General features: G+C 44.3%; 21 protein-coding genes. 15 read left to right on the forward strand and 6 right to left on the reverse strand.

Translation table 11 applies throughout. The features are described from left to right. The first annotated feature begins 98 nt into the window (after positions 1–98). The 3 genes from MAR181_RS05170 (at position 99) to MAR181_RS05180 (ending at position 4,224) form a co-directional block, all read left to right on the forward strand. Complete coding sequence (locus tag MAR181_RS05170; protein WP_013795537.1) at positions 99–1,472, forward strand: short-chain fatty acid transporter; 1,374 nt, start codon at positions 99–101, stop codon at positions 1,470–1,472. Positions 1,473–1,875: 403 nt separating this feature from the next. Further along, complete coding sequence (locus MAR181_RS05175) at positions 1,876–2,889, forward strand: lipid A deacylase LpxR family protein (RefSeq protein WP_144011209.1); 1,014 nt, start codon at positions 1,876–1,878, stop codon at positions 2,887–2,889. A gap of 270 nt (positions 2,890–3,159) precedes the next feature. Then, complete coding sequence (locus tag MAR181_RS05180) at positions 3,160–4,224, forward strand: lipid A deacylase LpxR family protein (RefSeq protein WP_013795539.1); 1,065 nt, start codon at positions 3,160–3,162, stop codon at positions 4,222–4,224. Between the two features lie 74 nt (positions 4,225–4,298). Here the strand turns inward: MAR181_RS05180 and MAR181_RS05185 are convergent, their stop codons facing one another. Next, entirely contained in the window at positions 4,299–4,919 is a 621-nt protein-coding gene (locus MAR181_RS05185; protein ID WP_013795540.1) for a DsbA family protein, read from the reverse strand. After that, entirely contained in the window at positions 4,913–5,050 is a 138-nt protein-coding gene (locus tag MAR181_RS18450; protein WP_013795541.1) for a hypothetical protein, read from the reverse strand. Before MAR181_RS18450 ends, MAR181_RS05185 begins: the two co-directional genes overlap by 7 nt. Before the next feature lie 123 nt (positions 5,051–5,173). Between MAR181_RS18450 and MAR181_RS05190 the strand changes: the two genes are divergently transcribed. Next, the gene (locus MAR181_RS05190) at positions 5,174–6,073 is read left to right on the forward strand and encodes a LysR family transcriptional regulator (protein ID WP_013795542.1); all 900 of its coding nucleotides are present in this window, start codon (positions 5,174–5,176) and stop codon (positions 6,071–6,073) included. Between the two features lie 32 nt (positions 6,074–6,105). Here the strand turns inward: MAR181_RS05190 and MAR181_RS05195 are convergent, their stop codons facing one another. Continuing rightward, positions 6,106–6,963 carry an inositol monophosphatase family protein gene (locus tag MAR181_RS05195; protein ID WP_013795543.1) on the reverse strand — a complete coding sequence of 286 codons (858 nt, stop codon included), beginning with the start codon at positions 6,961–6,963 and terminating at the stop codon, positions 6,106–6,108. Positions 6,964–7,114: 151 nt separating this feature from the next. Continuing rightward, complete coding sequence (locus MAR181_RS05200; protein ID WP_013795544.1) at positions 7,115–7,900, reverse strand: SDR family oxidoreductase; 786 nt, start codon at positions 7,898–7,900, stop codon at positions 7,115–7,117. Positions 7,901–8,232: 332 nt separating this feature from the next. Here MAR181_RS05200 and MAR181_RS05205 point away from each other — a divergent pair, with 332 nt between their 5' ends. The 11 genes from MAR181_RS05205 to MAR181_RS05255 all read left to right on the forward strand — a co-directional run bounded on the left by MAR181_RS05205 (position 8,233) and on the right by MAR181_RS05255 (position 20,475). Further along, entirely contained in the window at positions 8,233–9,183 is a 951-nt protein-coding gene (locus tag MAR181_RS05205) for an ABC transporter permease (protein WP_013795546.1), read from the forward strand. A gap of 201 nt (positions 9,184–9,384) precedes the next feature. Then, positions 9,385–10,314 (forward strand): sugar ABC transporter substrate-binding protein, encoded by a 930-nt coding sequence (locus MAR181_RS05210; RefSeq protein WP_013795547.1) that lies wholly within the window; start codon positions 9,385–9,387, stop codon positions 10,312–10,314. Between the two features lie 27 nt (positions 10,315–10,341). Next, complete coding sequence (locus MAR181_RS05215; RefSeq protein WP_013795548.1) at positions 10,342–11,838, forward strand: sugar ABC transporter ATP-binding protein; 1,497 nt, start codon at positions 10,342–10,344, stop codon at positions 11,836–11,838. Between the two features lie 59 nt (positions 11,839–11,897). Then, the gene (locus MAR181_RS05220) at positions 11,898–12,683 is read left to right on the forward strand and encodes an SDR family oxidoreductase (RefSeq protein ID WP_013795549.1); all 786 of its coding nucleotides are present in this window, start codon (positions 11,898–11,900) and stop codon (positions 12,681–12,683) included. Between the two features lie 102 nt (positions 12,684–12,785). Then, complete coding sequence (locus tag MAR181_RS05225; RefSeq protein ID WP_013795550.1) at positions 12,786–13,616, forward strand: transketolase; 831 nt, start codon at positions 12,786–12,788, stop codon at positions 13,614–13,616. Then, positions 13,609–14,559: a transketolase family protein gene (locus MAR181_RS05230; RefSeq protein ID WP_013795551.1), complete on the forward strand. Its 951-nt coding sequence runs from the start codon at positions 13,609–13,611 to the stop codon at positions 14,557–14,559. The genes MAR181_RS05225 and MAR181_RS05230 overlap by 8 nt, the downstream gene beginning before the upstream one ends. A gap of 12 nt (positions 14,560–14,571) precedes the next feature. Next, positions 14,572–16,053, forward strand: a complete 1,482-nt coding sequence (locus MAR181_RS05235; RefSeq protein ID WP_013795552.1) for an FGGY family carbohydrate kinase — start codon at positions 14,572–14,574, stop codon at positions 16,051–16,053. Positions 16,054–16,301: 248 nt separating this feature from the next. Continuing rightward, on the forward strand, positions 16,302–17,234 hold the full coding sequence (locus tag MAR181_RS05240) for a D-ribose ABC transporter substrate-binding protein (protein ID WP_013795553.1): 933 nt from the start codon (positions 16,302–16,304) through the stop codon (positions 17,232–17,234). Between the two features lie 69 nt (positions 17,235–17,303). Then, positions 17,304–17,897, forward strand: a complete 594-nt coding sequence (locus tag MAR181_RS05245; RefSeq protein WP_013795554.1) for a DUF2291 family protein — start codon at positions 17,304–17,306, stop codon at positions 17,895–17,897. Continuing rightward, positions 17,897–19,414 (forward strand): sugar ABC transporter ATP-binding protein, encoded by a 1,518-nt coding sequence (locus tag MAR181_RS05250; RefSeq protein WP_013795555.1) that lies wholly within the window; start codon positions 17,897–17,899, stop codon positions 19,412–19,414. The genes MAR181_RS05245 and MAR181_RS05250 overlap by 1 nt, the downstream gene beginning before the upstream one ends. Before the next feature lie 2 nt (positions 19,415–19,416). Next, a complete protein-coding gene (locus MAR181_RS05255) occupies positions 19,417–20,475 on the forward strand; it encodes an ABC transporter permease (protein ID WP_013795556.1) in 1,059 nt (352 codons plus the stop codon). Between the two features lie 118 nt (positions 20,476–20,593). Here the strand turns inward: MAR181_RS05255 and MAR181_RS05260 are convergent, their stop codons facing one another. Then, a complete protein-coding gene (locus MAR181_RS05260; protein WP_013795557.1) occupies positions 20,594–21,547 on the reverse strand; it encodes a sugar-binding transcriptional regulator in 954 nt (317 codons plus the stop codon). A gap of 112 nt (positions 21,548–21,659) precedes the next feature. Beyond that, positions 21,660–22,649 (reverse strand): 2-hydroxyacid dehydrogenase, encoded by a 990-nt coding sequence (locus MAR181_RS05265; protein WP_013795558.1) that lies wholly within the window; start codon positions 22,647–22,649, stop codon positions 21,660–21,662. Between the last annotated feature and the right edge of the window lie 103 nt (positions 22,650–22,752).

Here is a 22,752-nt window from a genome sequence, read left to right on the forward strand (position 1 = left end):
AATTAAGTAACCAATAAAACCATCTAGCAAGGAGAAGGGTCTTGGTTCTTCTGCTTGCTTTTTTGTTGTCCAAAAAAATATAAAAATAGGATAAAACCATGGATGTATTAGAGCAAAAAAAAACAGGCTTACAAAAAGTAAGTCAATTCTTTGTCACACTTCTACAGCGTTATCTACCTGATCCTTTTATTTTTGCCATTGTCTTAACGATTGTGGTGTTTTTGTCTGTTATGCCAAGTACAGGGCAAGGCCCGATGCAAGTGGTCAACGCTTGGGCTGGTGGTTTTTGGAACCTGCTGAGCTTTTCTATGCAGATGGCTATGGTGGTCGTAACTGGTCATGCGATGGCCAGTGCGCCTGCCTTTAAGCGTAAGTTAGCGATGTTGGCGGGGGCCGCGAAAACACCAGGACAAGCCATTATTCTGGTGACTGTTATCAGTGCGATGGCTTGTTGGGTTAACTGGGGCTTCGGCTTGGTTGTTGGGGCGATATTTGCACGGGAAATCGCCACCCGAGTGCAAGGCGTCGATTATCGTTTGCTGATTGCTTCGGCTTACAGTGGTTTCTTATTCTGGCATGGTGGATTATCGGGTTCTGTTCCTTTGTCTATTGCTGGCGGAAAAAATATTGAGACCGTCACAAATGGTGCTGTAACGGCAGCGATTCCAACTTCTGAGACCATTTTTTCCACGATGAATTTGGTCATTCTAGCGGTTATGCTTGTCACTATTCCGTTATTGAATCGTTTGATGCACCCAGCGTCTCAAGATACCGTCGTAATTGATGCTGAGTTGTTAGAAAAGACAGAAACAGCGACTATTGAAAAGGAAAATATGACGCCAGCCGAGCGACTGGAAAATAGCCGAGCCTTGTCATGGATTCTTGGTGTGATGGGGTTTGTTTACATTGTTTATTACTTTTTCACCAAAGGTTTTGCGCTCAATTTAAACATAGTTAACTTTACCTTCTTGTTTTCTGCCATCTTGCTACATGGCACACCTAAGAGTTTGCTTAATTCGATTTCTCATGGGGCGCGTAATTGCTCTGGCATTTTGCTGCAGTTCCCTTTCTATGCAGGCATCATGGGAATGATGACGGCAACGGGAGATTCGGGTGTCTCACTGGCTGGTGTTATTTCACAGGCCTTCGTGTCTATTTCCAATGAAACAACTTTCCCTCTGTTCACTTTCTTGAGTGCTGGCATTGTGAATTTCTTCGTTCCTTCTGGTGGCGGTCAATGGGCTGTTCAAGCGCCAATTATGATGCCCGCCGGGGCGGCGCTTGGAGTAGATGCCGCGAAAACGGCCATGGCCATAGCCTGGGGGGATGCTTGGACTAACATGATTCAGCCTTTTTGGGCATTGCCTGCACTAGCGATTGCTGGGCTCGGAGCGAAAGATGTGATGGGATACTGTTTAATGGCGCTGATTGGTTCTGGCGTTATTATTTCTTTAGGCTTCTTAATTTTCTAAAGGCCCATTAACTTTAATGACAACAAGGGAAGGTGCGAATAAGTCTTCTGAAAGACCCGAAAGGCGTGGGTTAAGCTCTCTTGATTCTTTGTTAAGCTTGCTGCCAATAGACTTATATTGGACGGCGAAACTTGCCTCGAATAAAAGAGCGTTATTCCCATGCTGAAGCCAGTGAACTTGTTCGTACCTTCCCCAGCCTTTTCATTGTAAAAGCCACTGCTTGGATTACGAAAGCAGTGGCTTTTTTATTTTAAATCATTATCTCAAATTACAAAAAATAGAGAGACGGTAAGTCATTTAATTCTGTCTAATCTCCTTTGGTTATAGATGTTATCCTGCAAGGTATTTCATGGCGCTTCGCTTTATAATTAGCAACTAATTTTTAGGTTTGAATGGTTAGCAAATGACAGCGAAGTTCAATGTTAGAAGTACGTTAAAAGGGATATGCGGTTTTAAAATAGGCTTAGTGAGTCTTTTTTTAATGTGTAGTATGCAAGTCAATGCTACTGAAAATTTTATCTCTGCAACACTTGATAATGATGTATTCGTTGGTAAAGACAACGGCTACACCAATGGTATTTATTTTTCTCTTTATAATGTGGGACGTTTAAGGCCTAGCTTTTTGGTGAGTCCTTTACTCTGGAGTATGCCAAATGGCCGTATTTACAATACGGTAAATATAAACAGCATAGGGCAAACATTAACGACTGCGGAAGACATTACGGAAGAAAATCCACCATCAACCTCCTTACCGTATTCAGGTTTACTCAAGTATACCAATGCTTATGTTACCGTTGGTCCATATTATGCTGATTGGATTAGTACATCATTAGGCATCGTTGGCCCTGCGGCAAAGGGGGAGCAGACGCAAAATGGTGTCCATAGAGCCATTGGTGTTAAACAAGCGCAAGGTTGGGATACTCAGTTAAAGAATGAAGTTGTGTTTGGCTTCTCTCGTGGTCGTGCTTGGCGAGTTCTTGCGACAGGTTCAGATACCATGGATTTACTCGTTGGTGGACAGGTCAGCCTCGGAACCATTAGGAGTGGGCTCAATACTGGAGTGATGCTGCGCATTGGCCAAAATCTTCAGGAATCTTATTCCACGGTTTTATTAGCAAGCTCTCGGGCGTCCAATCCTATAGCCGTCAATAATAGCTGGTTTGTTTATGCCGGTTTCGCTAGTAATTATGTTTACAATCAAATTTTTACCGATGGAAATACATTTCGCGATAGTCGTTCAATAGACTATGACCATAATTACACGACCTTTTCCGCAGGGATTACTTACTCTGTTGGTGGCGGTGGCGCGTTGACGTTCGCCTATAACTCTTCCGTAGCAAAAAACGAAACGGAGGTCAGTCGTCAAACTGAAAAACTGAGTCGCTATGGAACACTAACACTTGCTTGGCAAATTTAGATTGTTGAGCATCATGTTGTGGGGCTAAGGGGAGGTGTGATTCAGAAGACTTATTCGTACCTTCCCTAGAAGAGTCATTGTTATTACATAAAGTCCTCTTTTTTGAAGGTTATATTAAATCTCTTGTTTCACTTTCATATTGTTATATCTCTTGTTTAGCTTATGTTGCATTCATTAAACTTATAATAGCTGGTAATTTTGGTAACATAAGCTACGAATGAGTCTTCTGAATTTCGCTCTTATCAGAGACAACGACAATATGGGTTGGCAATGCAAACGATTAAAAAAGTAAGTCTGGATGTTAGCAATAGTGTGGTGGTTGAACATAAAATAGGGTCAATGAGAACGGCATTTTCAGTGCGACAATTGATTTTGTGTTTGTCTGTTTTGTGTGTAATTCCTGCTTATGCAAAGAATGATTGGATGTCAGCAACCTTGGACAATGATTTTTTTGTCAATGAAGACAATGGTTATACCAATGGTTTGTATGTGTCGTCATATGAAATTGATGATACGCCAAGTTTTGAACCCAATAATGATGTGTGGGTAAAACCATTCATGTGGAGTATGCCAAGTGACCCAGCTTTAACCAGGGTAAAGGTGGATAGTTTTAGCCAAACCTTAATGACACCAAATGATTTGACCCTTAGAAACCCACCAGAAAGCTCATTTCCTTACGCGGGGTTATTGAGTTATACCAATACCTATATCTCAGTGAGAGCGGATCATGCTGATAAAATTAGTACGACGATTGGGGTGGTTGGTCCTTTGGCTTTAGGGAAACAGACGCAGAAAACCATTCATAAAATCATCGGTGCACAAGACCCGAAAGGTTGGGATACCCAGCTGAAAAATGAACCCGTGTTTATGATCTCAAGAAGTCGAACTTGGCGAACTTGGGTATCGAAAAGTGGCAAGATGGACTTTTTAATGGGCGGCGGTGTGAATGTCGGAACCATTAAGAGTGGTGTCAATACGGGGATGATTTTGCGTTATGGGAACCGTATGGAAAACTCTTTTGCGAGTGTTTTATTATCCAGCTCTCGTATCTCAAATCCGATCGCCGTAGACCATGGTTGGTTTGTTTTTACAGGCGTTTTGTTTAATTACGACTTTAATCATATCTTTATGGATGGCAATACTTTTCGGGACAGTCGTTCGATTGATTACGACCACAGCACCAGTATCTTCTCTTCGGGGCTGAGTTATTCTTGGGGTGACGCGTCTCTAGCCTTTGCGATTAATACTCCCTTTTCCATCAATGGCGACGCTCGTGACAGTGAACTGGATAAATATTTCCGTTATGGCACCTTAACCTTTGCATGGGCATTATAGTGTCACCTCAGTGAGTAACATGAGCCCCAGAATGAAAGTTCTGTGACTGGGGGCTCGATAATCATAGTATTTTATTAAACTAAGGATGCTAAATACGTTTTCCACTCAGTAGGTTTACCATAGTAAGCGCTATGAGGCAGACGTATGAACTGACCATCTTTTTCGATGATTAAGGTAGGGAAACCGCTGACTTGTAACTGGCCCATTAGTGTATGACTCTGCTGAATGAGTTTGATCATAAAGGGTTTGGCTTTGGTCATGCGAGTTTGCCATTCTTTGCTATCCAAATTTAATGAAACCGCTAAAGTTTGCAGTACCTCAGGCTTATCAAGCTCTTTACCTTCTTGGTAATGGGTTTGTTGAATCGCTTTAAGCATAGTGTGTGCTTCGATCCCCATCTCTACTCCCACTAAAAATGCTTGGGTTGGCAAATAGGAGTCCAGAATCAATGTACCAGCACTGGTTATTCTGGCTTTATAAGCGTCACCAAAGTGTGCGTTTGTCATGGCCGCAATTTGAGCATCGGCATGCAAAATGTGCTGTCTGAATGATGGCTCAATCGCACGTTTTGGAATCATACCACCAGGGTGATAAGCGATTTCGAATTCGGACGAGTCGGCGAGGATTCTGATTAATTCCGTTGCGCCGTAACACCAGCCACACATAGGGTCGAAGAAATAATGCGTTTTTACCATGTGATTTCTCCTTTATGGGCTTTCTTGGCTGCATGCTGCGCATTCGCCTTTAAGAATCCCGTTTTAATGAGCATGGCTTCTGTTTCATTGTACAGCAGAGCAGAGGCGACCAATGTCATCCGTTTTTTCATTTTGTTCTCCATAGGGGAATGGTGAATGGATGTCACCATAATAGAGAATTGACATGATCAGAAAAACACACAAAAATGAACATGATTGTTTCTTAAATCGTTCTAATACTGAAAGGAATGAAAATGGATCGTGTCATCGCAGCTAAGGTGTTTATCGACGTGGCTCAGTCGTGTAGCTTTACTGTCACGGCTGAGCGTCTCAATATGTCTCGTCCTATGGTGACTCGTTATGTGGAAGCCATGGAGGATTGGCTGAAAACAAGGTTACTGCATCGAACGACCCGTAAAATATCCCTAACCACAGCAGGGGAGGCGTGTTTAAAGGATGTTGAGCTGTGGCTTGAGCAGGCTGAAAAAATTACCGCTTTGGCGAACTCTGGCAAAGAGTTGTCTGGATTAGTTCGGATGACGGCCAGTATGTCATTTGGTTTCTCCCAATTGATGCCAGCCATTCAAGACTTTATGGCACAGCATCCTAAGGTGCGAATTGACATCGATTTGGAAGATCAAGCAGCGGACTTAACCGAAAAAAGCATTGATCTCGCGATACGCATTGCCGCTAACCCAGATCCTTCTCTCATCGGCAAACCCATTGCCGTATGTGAATCCGTTCTTGTCGCTTCTCCTGACTACCTTAACATGGCACATCAAACCATTGGCAAGATTCAGCAGCCACAAGACTTGGTCAATCATCGCTGTTTGGGTTACAAGAATTTAGCACGACACAGTTGGCATCTGTCTCAAAATGACCAATTTGAATCGGTTTCTTTAGATTGTCATTTAAGTGTTAATGAAGCCACAGCATTGTTACACGGCACACTGAACGGGATGGGAGTGTGTTTACAACCTAGGTATTTAGCCAATCGCTATATTCAAACTGGCCAGCTTTGTCATGTGTTACCGGAATGGAAACCCAAAGACCTGATGATCTATGCCTTGTATTCATCCAGAAAACACCTATCACCCAAGGTGCGAGCCTTAATTGATCATTTAGAACAATACTTTGCCCAGCATCCTTGGTGAGTTAACGAGATAAATGAGTCGATTTGAATGGCTTAGTTGGCTCTAAACCATTCTGCCAGTTCCTGCCATTGCTGTTCTGATTGCGCAGCCAGCATTTCCCCATCCAACATACTTGGGCGGTATTCTTCGCCGCTGAGTAGACGACACACACCGCCCGTTTCCGTGAAGATCAACACCCCAGCTGCGTGATCCCAAGGCATCATTTTATAGGTTAGGCTAAAGTGAAAATGCCCGAGCGCCATCTGTCGGTAAGCAGGGCAAGAAGGCAGGTTGTTGATGCGAGCAAAGCGTGTGGCCTTGATGGCAAAGTCTTGTTTTCTGTCGCCGATATAGGAATGAATCGACATAATACCAGCGTGTTGTTCCAGCGGTGTATCCGCTTGAATATGCAATGCGACAGGCGCTTTTTCGGGAGCGGCATAGTGACCTCGCTCTGCCTGAGTGGTGGCTTGGTAATAAGCTCCTTGTCCTTTATTAGCATATACCCAATCATCGTTTACTGGGTCATAAAGCACACCAAAACGAGTAACGCCTTTGACGACGACGGCTAAAATGATGCCGAAGTCTGAAAGTCCGTGAGCGAAGTTCCAGGTACCGTCAATGGGATCAATGATGACGCAAGTGTCGGCCTGGTTAATTTTGTCCGTGGTTGATGGGTCGGCTGCGACGGCTTCTTCACCTACAATGGCCCAGTCGGGAAAGCATCGTTGAATTTCTTTGGTGATGAAGTCTTCACTGGCTTGATCGGCTATGGTCACCAAATCACTGCGACTGGTTTTTTCTTTAATATCTTGGCTTTCAAGTTGGCGGAAGTGAGGCATGACAATTTCTTGGCCAGTGCGACGTAAAATATTGATTAACGTGTCCTGTGTATTTTGGTCGAGGTTCATGCTTGGCCATTCCTTTTGTTTACTCTACAAGAGGAAGAAATTATACCTGATGAGTATGACAATTTGTGGTTGATTGCCTGGAAGTTGTTTTTGGGAATAAAAAAAGATCTAGCTAATCGCAAGTTAGACCTTTTTTATCCAGTATGTTGTCTCAAGACATGATCAGTCCGCCATCGATGTTGATGGCTTGTCCGGTAATATAAGCGGCATCAGGTCCTGCTAGGAAAGCGACTAATCCAGCGACTTCGTGAACCGTTCCTGCGCGTTTCATCGGGATGTTTTCTACCCACGAATCCATCAATTCGCCAGGTTTAAAATCCCCCATGAGCTGTCCCCAAACTCGGTCATTGTAATCCCACATGTCGGTATGAATGATGCCTGGGCAGATTGAATTGACGGTGATGCCATAGGTGGCGACTTCTTTTGCTAAGCTTTGCGTTAATCCCATTGCACCAAACTTGCTGGCGGCATAGTGAGGGGTATAGATAAAGCCTTCTCGTGCTTGACCTGACGCGGTATTGATCAAACGCCCACCCTTGCCAACCGCCTTCATATATCCTATGGCTTCTTTACAGCAGAAGAACATGCCTTTGGTGTTTACATCTAAGGTAATATCCCAATCATTTTCAGTGACTTCGTCTAACGTTGAAATTCGGATAACGCCTGCATTTTGTACTGAAACATCAATCGATCCTAACAGTTCAAATGCTTGTTTGTAAAAGTGCTTTATTGACTCTACCGAAGCCACATCACAATTTAAAAAGCTGACAATTTGGTTTGGATAGAGGGCTTTTAATTGATCAAGCGTCGAGCCATAGTCTGTATCGACCGTGCCAACCACTATGTTGTAGCCATCTTCTAAAAAACGTTCAGTGATGCCTAATCCTATGCCTTTGTTGCCGCCACAGACGACAAGGTTTTTGTATGCTCTAGTCATGATTGAACCTATTTTCGTTTTAGAATAAAAATTCACAATAGAATAATTAATCATTTTTAGTCAATAAGCCTTTATTATTTTTTAAAGATTAAGTGGGATAGATCATGAAACAGATTCAGCCAGCAGATGTAGGGGACTTTTCTTTGTGCTTTTCGGTCATCGAGCGCTTAACCATAACGCTAAATGATAGAGAGTCTTATGGAATTTTTTTTGAATCACTTGACAACTTAGAGAGAGTCTATCTAATATCTATTGAATAATTAAACGTGACCGAATAAATATTCATATCGTATAAATACAAAAATAGAAGAATTATTGTTGGAGTAGTGTTTATGTTGCGAAGCCGTCTTGGTGCATCGTTCTCATTGAGTGGTTCTACAGGCCCGTTAATTGGTTTGCTACTGCTTTGTGCTTTTCTTTCTTTTTCGACTGAGTCGTTCTTTTCAATACGCAATTTTGTCAACATTCTTGATCAAATAACGGTTTTAGGCATTCTTGCTGTCGGTATGACGTTTGTCATTCTGATTGGTGGCATCGATCTTTCGGTAGGTTCTGTTCTTGCATTATGCGGGATGGTTATGGGGTTTCTTGCTAAGGAACTCGGTTGGCCGATGGAGGCCGCTATTTTGACCGCATTAATTGCAGCAGGTTTGGCTGGGGTGGTTTCAGGAATACTGATCGCTTTTTTCCGAGTACCTGCGTTTATTGCGACTTTGGCCATGATGTCAGCAGCACGAGGTCTGGCAAATATGGTGAGTGATGGTCATCAAATTATCAGCTTTCCAATTTGGTTTAACCTAATGGCCGTTATTCGGTACGGCGGTGTCATCACCATCACGGTTGCCATTATGTTTACCGTTTTTGCCATTAGTTGGGCGTATCTTAAATTCACCTCTGGTGGGCGCAGTCTTTACGCCATTGGTGGTAACGCGGAAGTTGCACGACTTGCAGGCATTAAAGTCAAGTTACACACAGTGGGGGTCTATGTTTTCGCCGCAGTCCTATCCGGTATTGCTGGTATCTTGCTGGGCGCTAGATTGGATTCTGTGCAGCCGCAGGCGGGGGTTTCCTATGAGCTCGATGCGATTGCAGCGGTTGTTATTGGAGGAACAAGTTTATCTGGGGGAACAGGCAGCCTAGTCGGCACCATTATTGGTGTATTAATCATTGGTGTGCTACGAAACGGGCTTAACCTACTGGGCGTTTCTCCTTTTATGCAACAGGTTGTTATTGGTTTAGTGATCGCGTTGGCGGTATCCATTGAAGCATTAAAGAAGAAATAGAATGACGAGATAGTTTTAAGCCTCCAAGCGAAGTTAAAACGAAGTGGCAATATTAGTGGATGAATTTGTCATTGAATGGTCTTTTATTGAATTGATATTCCGAGCACTAACTGTCCGGTATTTTATCGGACATCCCTAGAAACCGTATATAAGCAACATGCGGAGTTTAATAAAAATAATATTTTATAAGGGTAAGAGACAATGAAAATCAAAAAACTGATAGTAATGTGTGCCTTCACCACTTCTGTTATTTCCGTAGGAGCGAGTGCCGCTGAAATCGAAAAAATTGGTTTGGCGGTACCGAACCTTTCGGCTAATTATTTTATTCAAATTAAAGAATCGGTTGAAGAATATGCCACAAAAAAGGGTATCAAGGTTATTACCGTTAATGCGAATGACGACAGTTCGACGCAAGTGAGTCAAGTGCAAGACTTGATGACGCAAAATATAGATGCTTTTTTATACATACCCGCTGGTGCCGCTGCTGCCACTGTGCCACCGCGATTGGCTCGTAGAGCAGGGATTCCTGTTGTGAATTTGGATCGCAATGCTGAAACAGAGCCAGGTGATACGTTTATTGCAGGGGAAGGCATTAAGTCCGCTTATAAAGTGTGTAACCACATCATTGACCTTGCTGGCGGTAAGGGCGAAATGATCATCATCCATGGTCAAAAAGGCGTCACGCCTGAAGTCAATCGTACCAAAGGTTGTGAACAAGCGATCGCTGAAAACCCAGGTGTGAAATTGGTTGCGAATCAATGGAGTGAACGTTGGTCGCAGGATGAGGGCTTCTCTATTGCGCAGAACTTGTTGCAGGCTTATCCAAAAGTGAATTTGATTTTTGGTCAGGCGGATGGCCTTGCTATGGGAGCCTCTAAAGCGGTTGCGGCTTCTGGCCTTAATCACCGAATTTTCGTTGGTGGTTATGATGGTGATACCGGTGCGTTACTGGCGATTAAAAAAGGTGTGTTTGATGTCACCGCGACTCAAAGTACGCGATCTATGGGGCGTTTGGCCGTTGACTCTGCGATTAAGCTTGCTGCTGGAGGTCAGGTTCCAAAAGAGCAGATTATCGATGCTGTTTTAACAACGTCTGCCAATGTGGATGCGTTTATTGCTGATCACCCTTAAGTCGCAAACTTTGGAGCAGAAAACATCATGACGATTGAACGAAAGCCGATACTGACTCTGCAAAATATTTGTAAAAGCTTCGGTCAGACAGAAGTCTTACACGGTATTGATCTGGAGGTTTACTCCGGAGAGGTTGTGGCATTGTTAGGTGAGAATGGCGCTGGTAAATCAACCACCTCCAATATCATTGCAGGCGGTTTTCACCAGAGTTCTGGCGACATGACATGGTTGGGCGAGTCATACTCGCCCAACAGCCCACGAGAAGCAATCAACTCAGGTCTTGTGCTTATTCATCAGGAACTGCGATTACTAGAGCACTTATCGATTGCGGAAAATGTGTTTATTGGTCGCTGGCCAAGCAAGTTGGGAATGATCAGTCGTAAAGAGATGGAGGCACGAGCCCAAGCCCAGATTAAACGGTTGGGGTTGAACATTCCTGCCTCTTCTTTGGTACGTGGACTCTCCACAGCAAATCAGCAGCTTATTGAAATTGCCAAAGCGTTAGCATTGGATGCAAAGCTATTGATCTTAGATGAGCCTACGGCAGCCCTTGGTGGTGCTGAGACAGAATTGTTATTCGAGCAAATTAAGCGGTTAAAAGAAGATGGTGTAGGGATCATTTATATTTCTCATCGTCTGGAAGAAATTCGTAAAGTGGCGGATCGTCTTGTGGTGATGCGCGACGGCAATACGGTTGAAAAATTTGACAGTGGTGATGTGCCGGTCAGAACGATTGTTGAAAGCATGGTCGGACGAGATCTTAACCAAATGTTCCCGCTTATCCCAGTACCGAAAGAGGAGACAGGCATAGAAGTGAAACATTTGTCTTCACCTAATGGCGCTTTTCAAGATATCAATTTCTCAGTGAAAAAAGGGGAAATATTCGGCATTGCAGGTCTTATTGGCGCAGGCCGAACGGAAATGGTTCGCGCGATAACGGGAGCGGACCCCATAGCAACAGGCCAAGTTTTCTTGAACGGTAAGGATGTGACCCCGAAAACGCCAACCCGCTCCATTGAGAATGGCGTAGTGTTGGTGCCGGAAGATAGAAAGCTTCAGGGCTTAGTGTTAGATCACTCTATTGAAGACAATATCGCCTATGCGAATTTATCGACTATTTCCAAGCTAGGCTTTATCAGTCCTAGTCGAATTAAAGATTACGCCAAGACCGCTATAGAACGTTTTGGTGTTAAGGGGGTCGGTGGGCAAAATGCTGATGAAATGTCAGGTGGCAACCAGCAGAAAGTCATTTTAGCAAAATGGTTGGCGAAGGACCCGAAAGTCGTGGTGTTAGATGAACCTACCCGAGGTATTGACGTAGGAGCTCGATCATCTATCTACGAAATTATTGTGGAGCTAGCGAACAAAGGTATTGCCGTCATTGTGGTGAGTTCGGATCTTGAAGAAGTGCTCGGCATTTCTAATCGCATCATGGTTATGGCTGAAGGCAAGATGACCGGCATCCTGGATCGTCAAAATGCGAATGATGTTTCCGTTATGGAATTGGCGACAGCGTTTGGTTAAATGCTGACACCATGACCATGACCATGAAGATAAAATAATTTTAATTAGATTAGGTAATCATGATGCGCGATTTCAACATGAATGCAGCCCAACTGTTTGATTTAACTGGACGTGTTGCAATGGTCACTGGAGCCGGTAGCGGAATAGGGCAATGCATTGCTCAAGCTCTTGCCAGCTCTGGTGCAAAACTAGTGTGTTTCGATCTTCAAGAAGAAGGTCTGACCGATACCGTGAACAGCATTAGAAGTATGAATGGTGAAGCCATTTTCTATACTGGTGACGTACGCGATCTTGAATCTCTTCGTGCTGCAGTTCAGTTAACGGAAGACACATTCGGTCGCCTTGATATTTCAGTGAACGCGGCGGGCATAGCCAATGCTAATCCTGCGTTGGCGATGCAAGCTGATCAATGGCAGCGAATGATCGATGTAAACCTGACAGGCATTTGGCATTCCTGTAAAGCTCAGGCGGAATTAATGGAAAAAACGGGTGGTTCCATTGTCAATATTGCTTCCATGTCTGGCGTGATTGTTAATCGTGGGCTTGAGCAAGCCCATTACAATACGTCTAAAGCAGGCGTGATCCATTTAACAAAAAGCCTAGCGATGGAATGGGTCGATAAAGGCATTCGGGTGAACTCTATTAGCCCGGGTTATACCGCTACGCCAATGAACACACGACCAGAAATGATTCATCAAACGAAAGAGTTTGAGCGTCAAACCCCCATGGGAAGAATGGCAAGAGTTGAAGAAATGGCAGGGCCTGCGATTTTCTTATCTTCTGATGCCGCATCATTTTGTACAGGGGTGGATTTGTTGGTCGATGGTGGTTTCGTTTGTTGGTAAATCTGCGCCTATATTTTTTACCTTGCAAGAATATATATTCGAATATGAAATTAAATTCATATAGAGATTGAAGTTTAAAAGTCTTATGTAATAGGAGATGGTATGAATCCTTTCCAACTTGATGTGGATGAGCTTGAGAAAAAAGCTCGATCGATTAGACGTAAAATAATTCGGCTGAATGCCGACAGCCCCGCCGGTGGGCACACTGGTGCTGATCTTTCTCAAGTTGAGATTGTGACGTCTTTGTATTTTCGTTTATTAAACTGTGCCCCTGATCGTGTTTCGGATGATGATCGTGATATTTATATCCAATCGAAAGGCCATGCGGCAGGTGGTTATTACTGCTGTCTTGCTGAGGCGGGCTATTTTCCTGAAGAGTGGTTGTCTAGCTATCAACACAATGATTCCCATTTGCCAGGTCATCCGGTGCGCCAGAAAACCCCTGGAGTGGAATTGAATACGGGGGCGTTGGGGCACGGTTTGCCTGTGGCCGTTGGTTTGGCGTTAGCCGCTAAGCGTGATGGCCGTTCGAGAAAGGTCTATGTGCTAACCGGAGACGGAGAATTAGCCGAAGGCAGTAATTGGGAGGCGGCTTTAGTGGCCTCCCATTATCAACTCGACAATCTTATCGTCATCAATGATAAGAATAGGCTGCAATTGGCTGGATCAACTGAGTCTATTATGAAAACCGATCCGTTGGATCAAAAATGGCAAGCGTTTGGCTTTTCTGTGACGCAATGTGATGGTAATGATGTTGCCTCAATCGTGAGAACGTTAGAGGCGCTAAAAGCCGAAGGCCAGCCAAATGTGGTGATTGCCAATACCACCAAAGGCGCAGGCGTGTCTTTTATTGCAGGTCGTCCAGAATGGCATCACAGGGTACCAAAAGGAGAAGAAATTGATCTTGCATTGAAGGAGCTAGCCGATGTCTAACAGCGAACATTTAGCCAATGTCATGGTGCAGTGTTTCATCGATGCGGTGAGTAACGGCGTCGATTTGGTGCCCGTGGTGGCGGATTCGACTTCCACGTCAAAAATTAAACCCTTTGTTGAGGCCTTTCCAGATCGCTTGGTCAATGTTGGCATAGCAGAGCAAGTTATGGTCGGAACGGCTGTTGGTCTAGCACTGTCTGGAAAAGTGGCCGCGACCTGTAACGCTGCGCCATTTTTGATTTCTCGAAGCAATGAGCAGGTTAAGGTGGATGTTTGTTATAACAACACTAACGTGAAATTATTTGGTTTGAATGCCGGCGCCAGCTATGGGCCGCTTGCAAGTACGCATCACTCAATTGATGACATAAGTATCATGCGTGGTTTTGGCAATATTCAAATTTTTGCCCCAGCATGCCCTGTTGAATGTAAGCAAATAATCGAATACGCGATACAGCATGATGGTCCAGTTTACATTCGCATGGACGGTAAAGCTTTACCTGTATTGCACGATTCTGAATTTCAATTTACACCGGGTGACCCCTCATTGCTAAGAGAGGGTAAACAAGTGGTAATTTGTGCACTGGGGTCGGTTGTTCATGAGGCCGTTGCGGCCGCAGATAGATTAAAAGACGGTGGAATAGAAGTCTCTGTGGTGAATGTGTCGTCTATTCGACCACTGAATCGACAAGGTTTAGCCAATCAGCTTAGTGGTACTGACTATGTGGTCAGTGTGGAAGAACACAATGTAAACGGTGGCTTAGGAAGTGTGGTGGCTGAAATCATGGCGGAGCAGGGAATAACAGCAAAGTTAGTGCGTTTGGGTGTCGAAGATGGTGGCTACGCGGCTGCAGGTGATCGACCCTATACTCGGAAAATGCTCTCCATCGACAGTGGCGGTATCGTGGCCGTCTGTCAGCAACTTGTTAATGAAACAACCGTGTAAAGTGAGGCTTGGATGCGCAGTGTAATTCTGGCGATAGATGAAGGCACAACAAATGTTAAAGCCTTGCTGTTGAATAAGCAGGGTGACGTGATTGGCAAGGGAACGGCATCTCTATCGATTCGTTTTCCTGCGGTGGGAGTGGTTGAGCAAGACCCGTTTGAAATCATTGAAAAGATGAAAGCATCAATAGCGCTCGCATTAGATTCCGTTGCGGAAAATGTGACGATTGAGGCGGTGGCCATCAGTAATCAGCGTGAATCCGTTGTGCTTTGGGAACGCAGTACAGGAAAGCCCTTAACGCAAGTGATGAGCTGGCAGTGTCGTCGTTCAGAGTCTCTGTGCGATACCTTGCGTCAAGATCAGGAGTTTAGTCGCTATGTGCAGGAATCAACAGGCTTGGTGCTTGATCCTATGTTTCCGGCCACCAAGGTGTCAATGGCGTTACAACAGATTCCAGATGGTCATGCCAGAGCTGAGAAGGGAGAAATTTGCGTCGGTACGATTAACACTTGGATGATATGGAATATAACTCAAAATGTGTTTGTCACAGACGCGTCTAATGCGGCTCGTACCCAGCTTTACAACATTGCTCAGCAAGTATGGGATGAGGGGATTTTGGCGCGCTTGGGCATTGCTTCTGAGACATTACCTGAGGTGGTTTCTTCTGCTCAGATTGTAGGGAGGACAAAGGCGTTTGGCGCACTTCCATCCGGCGTTCCGATTGCCTCTCAAATAGGGGATTCACATGCAGCGCTCTTTGGTCATGGTGGCTATAACGCCGGTGTGGTTAAAGCCACTTATGGAACAGGCAGTTCGGTGATGGCCGCCATGCCGAACTTACCAAGCATTCGTCATGAAATCAGCACCACGATTGCCTGGCAAGATACTCGGTTATTTTATGGACTTGAGGGCAACATCACTCATACCGGTTCGGCGATAGATTGGACCCGACGAATGCTCGGAGTGGAGAGTATCGAGGCTATGTGCCAGCTCGCAGGGCAAGCGGATCCTCATCATTCAGTCTTCTTTGTACCTGCCTTGTCTGGACTTGGTGCCCCGTATTGGGATTTAGAGGCAACCGGAATTTTTTGTGGATTAAAAAGCGCGACAGAAAGAGCGGACATAGCGCGGTCGGCGTTTGAATCGGTTCTTTTTCAAGTGGCGGATGTGTTTAATGTGATTTCTGATGAGTTGCCGGAAAAGATTGAATACTTGTGTGTGGATGGTGGGCCGACACAGAATGATTGGCTGATGCAGGCTCAAGCTGATTTATTAGGTGTTACGATCCGTCGTGGTGACGTGGCGGAAGTCTCGGCTGTCGGTGCGGGGTTGCTTGCAGGGTTGGCCATTGGCTGGTGGCAAACGAAAGACGAGCTTGCTCGATTGGAGAATAAATTCACTTTATTTCCCCCGCGAGACACAAAGCATGAATATTGGCAGGACCGTTATCAGTTGTGGTCTTTGGCAGTCAAAAAAGCACGCTTAGCGTTTTAATCTAACCAATTGCTTTTGAGGGACAGAGCGCTTACGGACACAGTGCTTAAGAGTCGTAATGGTTTCAGTGATGATGGTTTTACCCCATTAATGTGACATAACGAAAATGGATTTTTTTGGTTTCTAAAATGAAAAATCAGACAGTTAGATTTTTTACTCTGGTGATATAGACATCTCTTGAGGTGTTTATTACACTTTGAGTGCATAAATAACTAATATTGAATATATATTCAATAAAGGAGAATAATATGAATAAGAAAATCCTTGTTGCTACGTTGTTTGGTCTATCGGTTGCCTTCTCAAATATCGCCTCGGCGGATGGCTTGATCGCTATTATCACGCCATCTCATGATAATCCATTTTTCAAATCTGAAGCGATGGGCGCTAAGGAAAAAGCTGAGGCGCTAGGGTACAGCACGCTTGTGGCTTCCCACGATGATGATGCAAATAAACAAGATCAGCTAATTTCCACGGCCATTGCTCGTAATGCCAAAGCCATTATTTTGGACAATGCAGGGGCAGATGTAACCATTGGTGCACTGGAAAAAGCCAAAGCGGCTGGCGTGCCTGCCTTCCTAATTGACCGTGAAATTAACAAAACCGGTATCGCTATTTCCCAAATTGTTTCCAATAATTATCAAGGTGCGCAATTGGGGGCGGAGAAGTTTGTTGAGTTAATGGATGGTGAAGGTTCCTACGTCGAGTTGCTTGGTCGTGAATCGGATACCAATGCTCGTGTGCGTTCTCAGGGTTACCATGATGTTATTGATGATTACAGTGACCTAAAAATGGTGGCTCAACAAACGGCCAACTGGAGTCAAATTGAAGCCTTTAATCGAATGGAGTCCATTCTTCAAGCTTATCCAGATATTAAAGGCGTGATTGCCGGTAATGATACGATGGCACTTGGTGCGGAGGCCGCGTTAAAAGCAGCGGGTCGTAATGACGTTATCGTGGTGGGATTCGATGGCAGTGATTATGTTCGAGATTCTATTCTAGCGGGTTCAAACATTAAGGCGACGGTTTTACAGCCGGCTTGGGAGCAAGCTCAAATGGCGGTTATTCAAGCCCATCGATATATCGAAACGGGTTCGACTGGTGTGCCTGAAAAACAATTAATGGATTGTGTTTTGATTGATGAATCGAATGCTAACCAGCTTGATACGTTTGCTTTGAACTAAAGCTTAAGCAGAAGCAAAACTTGTTTTTGCTTCTGCTTTTTTGACGCCAAATAAGTATCAAGGGTAGCAATGATGTCTAACTATTCTGTATTAAAAATGCTCTTTTTGAGCCTTGCTTTGATGGGATTGATCGGCTGTCATGTGGTGGAGTTGGATGAAAATGGTGAACCCATTATTCCGATGTCTGAAGCGGACGCTGAGCTGCTGAAGAATATGACGCCGAATGCCATTGCTGACAAGCTTTGGCCATCTATAAATAAGGATGCACAAAATAATGCGGTGGCTTTGTCATCGATTGAGAAAGATTCAAGTGTGGTTTCTTTTGTGCGTTTTCAAGGCGTAGTGAATCGCTTTGACGAGTCCAAACTTAAAACCTCTCTGGTCGTAAAAGCGGCTGGTTATGATGTTGCATTGCAATTCGGGAAAATCATCAAAGGGAATTCCATTCGAGATGCTGCGTCGATGATCTCGTTTAATCAATTCAAGAATCAAATTCAATTCGCGCAATTATCCAAAGCCTTAAATAAAAAAGCCGTCGCTCAAGTGATGATGCCTGATAGTAGTTGGGTGAATCAGCAAGTAAGCGTGTTAGCGGCGGTGACAATAAAGGCCAATCAGGTGACTCATGCTGTGCCTCTAGAAATCAGTAAAGAGGAAATGTGATGCCTATTTCAGATGAAAACGTCATTTTACGTGCCGAAGACATTTGCATGGTGTTTCCTGGCACAAAAGCGCTCGATCAAGTGACTTATAAGGTTTATCAAGGTGCGGTGAACGTCATTATTGGGGAAAATGGCGCCGGTAAATCCACCTTAATGAAGATTATTTCAGGTGTGCAATCACCAACTGAAGGTCAGATTTATTTGAAAGGTGAGAGGGTTCATATCACCGGGCCTCGTTCCGCGGCTCAGCATGGTATTGGCATGGTGCATCAAGAGCTGAATCTATCTGAAAATTTGACAGTGGCCGAGAACCTGTTTTTAGGAAGAGAGCAACAAAAAGGCGTTTTACCGATAGATGAACGCCACCAAAATACCATTGCTAAACAGACAATGGCTCGATTGAAGCAGGACATTGCTCCGAATGAGATGGTCGCTAATTTAAAGGTTGGTCAGAAGCAATTGGTGGAGATCGCTAAGTCCTTAATTGCCGATGTCGATATTCTGATTTTGGACGAGCCAACATCGGCATTGAGTAAAAAAGAAGTGCAGATTCTGTTTGAGGTGATTAATGACTTAACGCGTCAGGGCGTGTCGATTGTTTATATCTCTCATCGACTTGAAGAGCTGATGGAGATAGGCCAATACATTACCATTTTACGGGATGGTAAGTTCCAATCAGAGGCCATGGTCAAAGACATTGATGTTGCTTGGATTGTCCGCGAAATGCTGGGTAGCGAACCTGTGACAAATTTCTTAAGCGCTGACCGCTCCTTTGGCGAGGTCGTGCTTCAGGCCAGCCACATTAATCTGGTAAATGAGGCGGAAGTGACGCTGGTGGACGATGTTTCGTTTTCATTAAGAGCCGGAGAAATCGTGGGGATTTATGGTTTGATGGGAGCGGGGCGAACCGAATTATTTGAGTGTTTACTGGGCAAGGTCAGCTTTTCTGGTGAATTTACGCTGGACAAGCAAACGGTCAATACCAAGATGAGTACTTCTGAGCGCATTAAGATGGGGCTAGGCTTGGTGCCTGAAGACAGGAAGCAGTCTGGTATTTTTCCGATTAGTTCTGTTTCCAATAACTTGTCTATGTCGAGCTTGTGGAAGCGCTTGAAAGGCTTAGCCATCAATGAGGTGACGGAAAAAGAAGCGATCACCAAAACGATTAATGAACTCTCCATAAAAGTCTCTTCTCCTCAGGTTGAAATACAAGCGCTAAGTGGTGGCAATCAACAGAAGGTGGTGATTGGTCGTGCTCTATTAACCGAGCCTAAAGTGCTGTTATTGGATGAGCCAACCCGAGGAATTGATATTGGTGCAAAAGGCGATGTATTTGAAATGATGGTTAAGTTGTCAGAGCAAGGTATCGGAATTTTGTTTTCTACGTCGGACCTAAAAGAAATTATGGCGGTTTCTGATCGAATATTGGTTATGTCTAATGGCAAGTTAACAGCGGATTTAATGAGAGATGAAGCCCATGAATCACAATTAGTTCATGCCAGCGCTCAAGGATTTTAATTATGAACAAAAACAATAATAACAATGTACTTCGCTCCGGCAATCTTGGGTTAATCCTTCTTAAAATGAGAACCTTCATTGCGCTCTTTATTATTTTAGGTTTTTTCTCGTTGACCGTAGATGGCTTTTTAGCCCCCACCAGTTTGATTATTATGATTAAACATATTTCCATTAATGCCTTTCTCGCACTGGGCATTACCTTTGTCATTATTACCGCGGGCATTGATTTATCCATCGGTGCAACACTCGGTTTTTGTGGCATGGTGGCAGGTTATTTGATTTCACATGGTTTAGTGATTGAGCCCTTGGGGATCGCTATTTTTCCGAGTGTTTGGGTCGTTGTCCCTCTTGTGGTGGTGATTGGTGGTCTAATAGGAGCGGTAAATGGCATTATCATTACTCGGTATAAGGTCGCGCCTTTTATTTGTACCTTAGGGACCATGTACATTATCCGAGGTGCGGCTATGTTGCTGTCTGGTGGGGAAACCTTCCCAGGCTTGCAAGGTAATCCTGAATTGGGAAATACGGGGTTTGATGCCATTGGGGCAGGCTATCTCTTTGGTCTTCCTATCGCCATTTGGTTGATGTTTATTATGGCCGGTATCATTGCTTACATAGCGAGAAAACTGCCTTTTGGTCGTCATGTTTATGCCATCGGGGATAACGAAAAAGCGGCCGAGTTGTCAGGTATTAAAGTCAATGATGTCAAAGTGTGGGTCTATACCATTGCCGGAATATGCGCCGCCATTGCAGGTATTGTGGTGACATCACAATTGGTGGCAAGTCACCCCGCTACCGGAACAACTTTTGAAATGAACGCGATTGCGGCGGTGGTTTTGGGGGGAACGTCATTGGCTGGTGGTCGAGGAACGGTCACTGGTACTTTAATCGGTGCCTTTGTGATTGGTATTTTAGCGGATGGCTTGGTGATGATGGGGGTCAGTGAATTTTGGCAGATGGTGATCAAAGGGGTGGTGATTATCATCGCGGTGATCATTGATCAGATGCAAAACAAAATGCAGTATAAGGCCGCCATAGGCTCTCAAAAAGCGCTTTCTTAATCGCTTGATGAGGACTGCCTAGCTTATTCATTCATCAGCTGTATGCGTTGAGTGGATGAGCTTATTAAAGGTGAATTGAGAAAGGCACTAGAATAAATTTAGCCATTTCTCTCACTTTTTAGTGTGTGTTTAAAATGGCTTCTGCTGTGACTCTATCTGTGATTAAGACATCAATGTAGTTGCCTGATAAAGCCCCTTTGATGGCGTCTACCTTGTCCAAACCGCCCGCAAGGGCAACAACCAATTCGCAGGTTTCAAGTTGCTCAAGTGACATGCCGATTACCGGGTCGTCTTCTGGCTTGATCACAGGACGGCCGTTTTCATCGTAATAATGCAAACAGATGTCACCGACGGCACCTTTATCGGCAAGTTCTTTTAAACGTTTTTTGTCGTAGTAATTGCCAGAGTTTCGTAACAGGTTTGATGGTTCCAGCATACCAATCCCGACAATGGCAAGATTGACCTTATTGAACATCTCCACTACGTCAGACACCTCAGCCGTGTCGAGCATTTTTAGCTTGTCTTTGAGTGAGTGTTCTATACTTTGTGCCGGTAACATAAAGGCATCACAGGAGAGAATATCGGCCATGGTTTGTGTCAGTATGGTCGCCTGGATATTACCGTTATGACCCACACCACCGAGGACTTGAATGACCCCTTTGGCTTTGATTTTTGTTGTGTGTAAGTGATCCACCATGGAACGAATGGTGTCGCTCCAAGAGGATATACCAATAAGATCACCGTCTCTGAGTGAGGTATCCAAATAGTGAGCCGCAGAAGAGCCAATGGCGCGTTTAATTTGTGCATCGGAAGGGTTATCTTGAATATCAACAACGATGACATTCGATACCCCAAAACGTTGCTGGATTTTGGTTTCTAATCCAATGAACACCGAAGGCGGCTGAACCACGCTGATTTTGACAATGCCTTCTTTAAGGCATCGAGTAATAGACCGAGAGACTTGAGACTGTGAAAGCCGGAGTGTTTTTGCAATATCGGCTTGTTTTAAGCCATCTTGATAATACAGTGTGGCGATTTTGAGTAACAATCGTTTTTCATCAATTTTTGACATTCTTTCGCGGTCTCTACACGGTCTTTTAGGCGTTATCATAATTTTAAAGGTCGTACCCTAAAATTACTATCCCTAATCTTGCTTCATGAATAAAGCCCGCTAGCCACAAGGTCTAAGCCAATCGTCTCTGTTGTGGGTTAGGTGTTTGGCTGAGTTGTAAATTCGCTACTGTGGTGGCGGCAATATGGTTCAAGGCTTCGTCTGTAAAGTAACCTTGATGACCGGTAACCACCACATTAGGAAAGGTCAGCATGAGTTGGAATACGCTATCTTGAATAATATGTGAGGACATGTCTTCAAAGAAAATTTTGTTTTCTTGCTCGTATACGTCTAATCCTAGATAGCCTATTTTTCCACTGTACAGCGCATCGATGGCTTCTTGAGCATGGACCAAGGCGCCGCGACTGGTGTTGATGATCATCACGCCGTCTTTCATTTTTTGTAGGCTCTGTTTATTAATCAGGTGATGCGTGGCGGTGTTTAACGGGCAATGTAAGCTGATAATGTCGCTTTTTTGATAGATGTCATCCAGTGGTTGGTACTGACAACCTTGATCAATGAGTTCTTGTGATGGGGATAAGTCGTAGCATAATACCTCACAGCCGAAGCCCTTCATGATATGACAAAAGGCGGCACCAATACGACCAGTGCCGATGCAGCCAACCGTTTTTCCCTGCAGGTTAAAGCCCAATAAACCTTCTAAAGCAAAATTGCCTTCTTTGACCCTGTGATAGGCACGATGTGTCTTGCGGTTTAGCGTCATAATCAGGGCGACAGCATGTTCAGCGACAGACGTTGGACTGTAGTCTGGAACATGAAATACCTTCATACCTTGTTGTTTCGCTGTGTCTAAATCTACGTTGTTAAAGCCTGCGCAGCGTAATGCAATGGTATTGACACCTTGTTGCTTTAATTGGCAAATCACCTCGCTGTTCACATCATCGTTAACAAAGCAAGAAACCGCGTCAAATCCCTGTACTAAGCTGATGGTTTCTTGACTCAAACGACTTTCGAAAAACGTCATTTCAAAATCTGTTCCTGAGATGTAATGGTTCAGCGTTCTTTTATCGTAAGGCTTGCAAGAGAAAACCGCGATTTTCATAACAAATGTCCTATTAATGTATGAAGGTAACAAAGGTTATAGCGTATATCTTTCTAAGAAAGTAATCTGCTTGGGCTTTTTTTGATATGCAGCAAGGTTTTAT

Origin of the sequence: Marinomonas posidonica IVIA-Po-181 (assembly GCF_000214215.1) — a bacterium.
Taxonomy (GTDB): Bacteria; Pseudomonadota; Gammaproteobacteria; order Pseudomonadales; family Marinomonadaceae; genus Marinomonas; species Marinomonas posidonica.